At 60.5% G+C, this 6,480-nt stretch carries 7 protein-coding genes; 6 read left to right on the forward strand and 1 reads right to left on the reverse strand.

Annotation, left to right across the window (positions count from 1 at the left end):
• Window positions 1–555: 555 nt before the first annotated feature.
• Window positions 556–1,701 carry a thiolase family protein gene (locus V2B23_RS30615; protein WP_430953655.1) on the reverse strand — a complete coding sequence of 382 codons (1,146 nt, stop codon included), beginning with the start codon at window positions 1,699–1,701 and terminating at the stop codon, window positions 556–558.
• 220 nt (window positions 1,702–1,921) lie between these two features.
• On the opposite strand from V2B23_RS30615, the gene acpM reads away from it, so the two are divergent.
• The 6 genes from acpM to V2B23_RS30645 all read left to right on the forward strand — a co-directional run bounded on the left by acpM (window position 1,922) and on the right by V2B23_RS30645 (window position 6,103).
• Window positions 1,922–2,209 carry a meromycolate extension acyl carrier protein AcpM gene (gene acpM, locus V2B23_RS30620; protein ID WP_430953656.1) on the forward strand — a complete coding sequence of 96 codons (288 nt, stop codon included), beginning with the start codon at window positions 1,922–1,924 and terminating at the stop codon, window positions 2,207–2,209.
• Window positions 2,206–3,462, forward strand: coding sequence for a KasA/KasB family beta-ketoacyl-ACP synthase (locus V2B23_RS30625; RefSeq protein WP_430953657.1), 1,257 nt, complete (start codon window positions 2,206–2,208; stop codon window positions 3,460–3,462). Before acpM ends, V2B23_RS30625 begins: the two co-directional genes overlap by 4 nt.
• Before the next feature lie 22 nt (window positions 3,463–3,484).
• Window positions 3,485–4,306 carry an alpha/beta fold hydrolase gene (locus V2B23_RS30630; protein ID WP_430953658.1) on the forward strand — a complete coding sequence of 274 codons (822 nt, stop codon included), beginning with the start codon at window positions 3,485–3,487 and terminating at the stop codon, window positions 4,304–4,306.
• Between the two features lie 77 nt (window positions 4,307–4,383).
• Window positions 4,384–5,259: a hypothetical protein gene (locus V2B23_RS30635; RefSeq protein ID WP_430953659.1), complete on the forward strand. Its 876-nt coding sequence runs from the start codon at window positions 4,384–4,386 to the stop codon at window positions 5,257–5,259.
• Window positions 5,260–5,433: 174 nt separating this feature from the next.
• Complete coding sequence (locus V2B23_RS30640; protein ID WP_176459794.1) at window positions 5,434–5,592, forward strand: hypothetical protein; 159 nt, start codon at window positions 5,434–5,436, stop codon at window positions 5,590–5,592.
• 223 nt (window positions 5,593–5,815) lie between these two features.
• Window positions 5,816–6,103 (forward strand): hypothetical protein, encoded by a 288-nt coding sequence (locus tag V2B23_RS30645; RefSeq protein ID WP_430953660.1) that lies wholly within the window; start codon window positions 5,816–5,818, stop codon window positions 6,101–6,103.
• Window positions 6,104–6,480: the final 377 nt, after the last annotated feature.

Below are 6,480 nucleotides of genomic sequence, written 5' to 3' on the forward strand. Positions count from 1 at the left end.
GTCGCAATTCCCATTCTCGCGCCGAGGACCAGCCCGTCTACTTCAGTCCTGCGTCAGCAACGTCCATACCCACAACATCTAGCCCGCCGCATTCCTTGCGCTGGCACATCCGATTGTGTCAATACGAGTCCGGCCGGCAGATTCGATGGCCACAGATATTCACCGTCGAACGTGCGCCCAATTATCTTCGAAGATTTTCGCGCAGGGCGCCGAACGTAGTTGTCCGGTCGGTACAGTCTTTTCCCGTTCCGGAATCAAGCTTTTCGTGCGAGCGCGCGTCGGTATCGTCGTCGAGGTATCGAGAAAAGAAGAGTAGCGCACCGATGATGATGTAGACCAAAACAAGAGTGGGAAATTTCACGGCCGGGGCCACTAAGGCAGCGGCCGATATCGTGACGAATAACGTACGACGGGTTACGTCTCTTATGTTCGTATTCCCTTCTTCTCTCTCACTTTTCACCGCTCACATACCCGCCCCCCGCTGAACGTCGGGCCGACTAGGGTGATCCTCGCGTGAGAGGCTCGGCGAGGATCACCGCCGTGGATACGAGTGGATCAGAGTAGTTCGAGGATTGTGGCGTTCGCTTGCCCGCCGCCTTCACACATCGTCTGCAATCCGTAACGTGTTCCGGTGCTGCGCATATGGTGAATCATGGTCGACATCAGGCGGGCACCACTGCCGCCGAGCGGATGACCCAATGCGATCGCGCCGCCGTCGGGGTTGAGCCGCTCGGGGTCCGCGCCTGTTTCCGCCAGCCACGCAAGCGGCACCGTTGCGAATGCCTCGTTGACCTCGAAGACCCCGATGTCCGACAAGGACAAACCGCTGCGCCGCAGAGCCTTTTCTGTTGCCGGGATCGGTGCGGTCAGCATGATCACCGGATCGGCGCCGGCCAGGACGGCAGTGTGAACGCGAACGATCGGTGTCAGTCCCAACTGCGCGGCCTTCTCACTCGTCATCATCAACAGCGCGGCGGAACCGTCGGAGATCTGCGAACTGTTTCCTGCGGTCACGACCCCGGTATCGGAGAATGCGGTCTTGATACCTGCGAGTGTCTCCGGTGTTCCGCCGCGCCGGATCCCCTCGTCCCGCACCATCTTTGTACCGTCGGAGAGCACGATCGGGACAATCTGATCGTCGAAGTGTCCGTCATCTTGGGCCTGCGCTGCTTTCGAATGAGAGGCGAGAGCGAAATCGTCACACTGCCGACGCGTCAGACCCCACTGCTCGGCGATCATTTCGGCGCCGACCCCCTGTGAAGGCGCGACACCGTGATAGCGCGCCATGAACAAATTCCCGAGCGGATCCCTGCCGGCTGACGAAGACCCCATCGGGACTCGGCTCATGGACTCGACTCCACCAGCAACAACCACGTCGTACTGACCGGCGATCAGTCCTGCAGCGGCGAAATGCACCGCCTGCTGCGACGATCCGCACTGGCGGTCGATAGTCACACCGGTGACGGTGTGCGGCCAGCCCGCCGCCAGCGCCGCGGTACGCCCGATGTCACCGGTCTGCTCGCCTGCCTGGCTGACGCAACCCCAGATGACATCGTCGACTTCGACCGGGTCGAGGCCGGTGCGGTCCACAAGCCCCATTAAAACCTGCGCCGACAAATCGGCTGGATGAATGGTCGACAACATACCGTTGCGCCTCCCCAGAGGTGTTCGGACAGCTTCGACGATCACTGCATCCCGCATGACGTACTCCTTCATCATCAGCCGACAAATGTCTAAATTCCTGGACCTGCCCGGTTCCCACCGCTGATCACGGAGGAAAGCTAGCCGCGGGCACCCCACACAACAGCTAGTTGCTAATATTCTTAACTAGATATCATGGCAAGATGGCGTGAGCTTAGCCCACAGGCCTGAGTGCACGAGCAACCCGAGCATCACCCGTTCATTCGAAGGGACATCACTCATGGCCACCACACAGGACGACATCATCGCGGGGCTCGCAGAGATCATCGAAGAGGTCACCGGAATCGAACCGTCCGAAATCAGCCTCGGCAAGTCCTTCGTCGACGATCTCGGCATCGACTCCCTCTCCATGGTCGAGATCGCGGTACAGACCGAGGACAAGTACAGCGTGAAGATCCCTGACGCGGATCTGATGGGACTACGCACGGTGGGCGACGTCGTCGATTACATCCATGTCCTCGAAGCTGCAGCAGCGCTTGAACTTGCGGCCCCGAGCAGCGACCGATGACCACCGCCGCGGCGCGGTCATGGCTCGGCCGCGCACCCAACGTGGTGGTCACCGGCCTCGCAGCCACCACGTCGGTCGCCGGAGACGTAGACGGCACCTGGGAGGCACTCCTGGCCGGGAAGAGTGGAATCGGACTCCTCGACGATTCCTTCGTCAAAGTGTTCGATCTGCCGGTGCGCATCGGCGGACACTTGAAAGTCTCGCCTGACGATGCACTCACCCGTGTGGAGATCCGGCGGATGAGTTGGCCGGCACGGGTGGCGTTGACACTTGCCCGCACGGTCTGGGGCAACGCGGGTTCCCCGGACGTCGACAAGGATCGGTTGGCGGTGGTGGTCGGCACGGGACTCGGAGGCGGCGGTGCCCTGATCGATGCAGTCGACAGACTTCGATCCGGCGGCTATCGCAAGGTGTCCCCGTTCGCAGTTCAAATGATCATGCCCAACGGCCCATCCGCGACGGTCGGGCTCGAACTCGGTGCCCGCGCAGGAGTAATGACCCCTGTATCGGCATGCTCTTCAGGAGCAGAAGCCATCTCGCAGGCATACCGGATGATCGCCATGGGTGACGCCGACATGGTCGTCGCCGGCGGTGTCGAAGGCCGCATCGATTCCTTTTCCATCGCCAGCTTCGCCACGATGCGCGCGTTGAGCTCGAACAACACCGATCCCACCGGGGCCTCACGCCCGTTCGACAAGGACCGGGACGGGTTCGTTTTCGGCGAAGCGGGTGCGTTGATGATCCTCGAAACCGAAGAACATGCCAAAGCTCGAGGGGCAACGATCCATGCACGTCTCCTCGGATCCGGCACCACCTCCGACGGTCACCACCTCGTCGCACCAGACCCCACCGGACGCGGTGCCGCCCGTGCGATGACCCACGCAATTCAACGCGCTGGACTGACGCCTACCGATATCACCCACATCAACGCCCATGCCACCGCCACACCCGCCGGCGACATCGCCGAGGCTCGGGCGATTACCACCGCAGTCGGCACGCATGCGGCGGTCTACGCACCGAAATCTGCACTGGGACACTCTGTTGGGGCAGTCGGCGCGCTCGAAGCCGTACTCACCGTCCTCGCGGTCCGCGAAGGCGTGATTCCTCCCACGCTCAACCTTGACACCCTCGATCCCCAGATCGACCTCGACATAGTCACGCGAACCCCTCGCGTCGAACCTGTCGACTACGCAATCAACAATTCCTTCGGTTTCGGAGGGCACAACACCGCCCTCGTCTTCGCTCGCCCCTGACCCATCTCACGAAAACAGGACCATGCCGATAGTCACCCTCAACCGCATCCCGATCAACTACGTCGTCACCGGCTCGGGTCCGCGTGTGCTGCTGATCATGGGTGCGGGGAGCCCCGGCCGCGTATGGAACACCTATCAGGTTCCGGCACTGGTGAAGGCTGGTTTCGAGGTTGTCACGATGGACAACCGCGGAATCACGAACACTGTCGGCATCGAGGGGATGAGCATCGCCGACCTCGCCGCCGACGCCGCGGCGCTCATCGAACATCTCGGCGGTCCCGCCCATGTGATCGGTACATCGTTGGGCTCGCGAGTAGTACAGGAATTGGCGATCACCCGTCCCGAACTGGTCGTCAAGGCGATCATGCTCGCTACCACGGGAAAACCGTATCCGATCGAGAGCGCGCTCAACCGCGGGCAACAGGCTCTCCATCACGCGGGTATCGACTTGCCACCGGCCTATACGGCGGCAGTCAATGTGCTCCTGAACCTCTCGCCGCAGACTCTCGCTGACCCGCAGAAGGCGCAGGAGTGGCTCGACATATTCGAGTACTCCGCACCCACCACCACATCTGCTGGAATACGCGCCCAGACGGCGATGGATCGGTCCCGCGATCGACTGTCCGACCTCGCGACCATCCTCGCGCCCACGCTCGTCGTCGGGTTCGGTGACGACCGCATGACACCGCCGGCACGAGGAATCGAAGTCGCGGCGGCCATCCCCGGCGCTCGATATCAGGAAATCGAGCACTGCGGTCACTTCGGTTACCTTGAGCGACCGGATGCGGTCAACGCACTTCTGATCGCATTCCTCCACGGCCACCCGTTACCCACTCGGCTATGACGTACAGACAATTTCCCTGCAACCGCGACCACCTGACATCCAGTCGCGGCGAACACACCTCGTCGAAGGATCGCGAGATGACCGAACAACTGGGTATCCTTGCCGACGCGCAGGATCAATCTGCGGATTCGGATCTACCTGTCGGCGGGAAAGTCGTAGTGATCACGGCAGATCCGATATGGAGCCCCTTTCGTCGACTACACCGCAATCGTCGAACGTGGGGCGACGCGTACGCCGCACTGATTCGATGCCGCACCACACTGGACTCGGAGTACATCGCTCTCTCGTTCAACGATGTCCCTCGCGTCATCGAGACAATCGCAACGCTCCCCACAAACGTCGAAACGGTCTTCTTGAGCGGCCTACCTCCCTACGGCACCGCCCTGATCCAACACGAGATCGCAGCGATCAACGGACCCCTCGTCATCGCCGACAACGAAACCATGACCGCATCCCTCGCCGCGCTGACGCTCACCTCACTCGACAGACAAGGCGTGTGGCCGTGGATGGCAACGGTATACATCTCCGAATCGCGGTACGCACCTCTTCTGGAAGGCGTTCTCACAGATTGCGGAATCCGCACCATCGTCGACATCGACACCCACAAATCCACACGAAGCGAAAAGCGTCAACTCATCTCGCAATGCGATGTACTGGTCGACCTGTCCACCACGGAAAAGTCGACAAACCCTCTACGTTGCATTCGACTACCGGCCGATCCCTTCGAATACTCGTCGCTGCCGCTTCCCGGACTGCTCAGCGCAGGTTGTGGACATCGAATCACGATGATGACACCCGATCTGATCTCCGCCTCGGCACGTGCACTGCATTCCTGCACCGCGGCTCACCGATTTTTACCGGACATCACCGATCATTCCCTCGTACGAACTGTGTCCGAACACGTCGGTATCGCCATCAAGAAATCGGCACTCCACACGAGATTGCGGGGATAGGAATCCGGGCCACCATCATCCCCGCACATGATCATCAGTGTTGCCGAATCAGGCACTGCAGAAAGGTCTCTCGCCGAAAGTAGCCTCCGCCGAACACGGGCTTCCCGCAAACCTAGTTCACGAATGCGAACTACGACTGACCGTCTGAACACCTGACACCCAGGAGCCACCACCATGCGATTTCGTTACATCGGAACAGAGGAAATGATCTACCAAGGTCCGCCGGCCCGTGTTCTCGGATTCGGCGACATCGTCAAGGCCCGCACCAACCCCAACCCTCGATACTTCGAACCCCTGGAAGCGAATCCGGAATTGGACAGAGACACACCGTGATCACACATGTACGATCCCCCGGAATCTGTGTCTACCGACATCTGATGCCCGAATACCCGCTCGTACAGGAGATAAGGCAGGCAACTTCGCTGATCAGACTCGGGTAGCCGTCTGGTTCCGATCGAATCCAACCAGACTGCCCCTTCCTCTTGATGATCGGTGAACAGATCCGTCGTTTTGATCCGCCCCGCCGTAGGCACTCGCATATTCAACAAGGAGCAAGATGGAGCATCACGCAACACCCTCACCAAAGGTCACCGCCGCCGTGACCTACTTGCTGAATCAACCCGACGCTGCCGAGTTCAGGAAGAATCACCAGGCTCTGATTGATCCTGCTTCCACACCCGGCCGGCACAGCGACGACTACACCTCCGCTGATACTTTTGCGATCAATTCAGCTCGACATCGTGCTCGCGAACTGGGGGAGTCCGATCCGACGGCGCTTCCAGCACTGGACAACTCACATAACGAAGATGTTCAGTCACCCACCGGACGTCACCGACTGAAATAGCTCTCACAGCTGGCAACGACGACTCTCCTCCGCACCGTTGCGCGAGATGGACTGTGACGCAAACTACGTAGGCATCGCATCGCTTATGGGTTGTGGCGGCAACAACGGCAACAACGGCAAGCCCGCTTAATCCAGACGCTTCAGCCCAGAACGTGTGCGCCGATCTCGACGGTGCGCCGATCTCGACGCGAGTACCGACGACGCGGCAAACGTGGACCCGTTCGAGGTCGCTCGCATTGCACAGAAAGCTGCCATCAAAACCGGTCTGAGTACCGAGGACGGGGCCAAACTGGTCGGAGCGGGACTGTCTCTAAAACGGTGTTTCGGCCCGACTAGCTGAGTGAATGCTCGGCGAGGAGGTGCCGAGATGACGACAC

The organism is Rhodococcus sp. 24CO (assembly GCF_050586165.1).
Classification (GTDB): Bacteria; Actinomycetota; Actinomycetes; order Mycobacteriales; family Mycobacteriaceae; genus Rhodococcus_F.

Excerpts from the sequence above, each read along its gene's own strand:
- V2B23_RS30615 (WP_430953655.1), bottom strand. The coding sequence starts at position 1,701 with ATGCGGGATGCAGTGATCGTCGAAGCTGTCCGAACACCTCTGGGGAGG.
- acpM (WP_430953656.1), top strand. The coding sequence starts at position 1,922 with ATGGCCACCACACAGGACGACATCATCGCGGGGCTCGCAGAGATCATC.
- V2B23_RS30625 (WP_430953657.1), top strand. The coding sequence starts at position 2,206 with ATGACCACCGCCGCGGCGCGGTCATGGCTCGGCCGCGCACCCAACGTG.
- V2B23_RS30630 (WP_430953658.1), top strand. The coding sequence starts at position 3,485 with ATGCCGATAGTCACCCTCAACCGCATCCCGATCAACTACGTCGTCACC.
- V2B23_RS30635 (WP_430953659.1), top strand. The coding sequence starts at position 4,384 with ATGACCGAACAACTGGGTATCCTTGCCGACGCGCAGGATCAATCTGCG.
- V2B23_RS30640 (WP_176459794.1), top strand. The coding sequence starts at position 5,434 with ATGCGATTTCGTTACATCGGAACAGAGGAAATGATCTACCAAGGTCCG.
- V2B23_RS30645 (WP_430953660.1), top strand. The coding sequence starts at position 5,816 with ATGGAGCATCACGCAACACCCTCACCAAAGGTCACCGCCGCCGTGACC.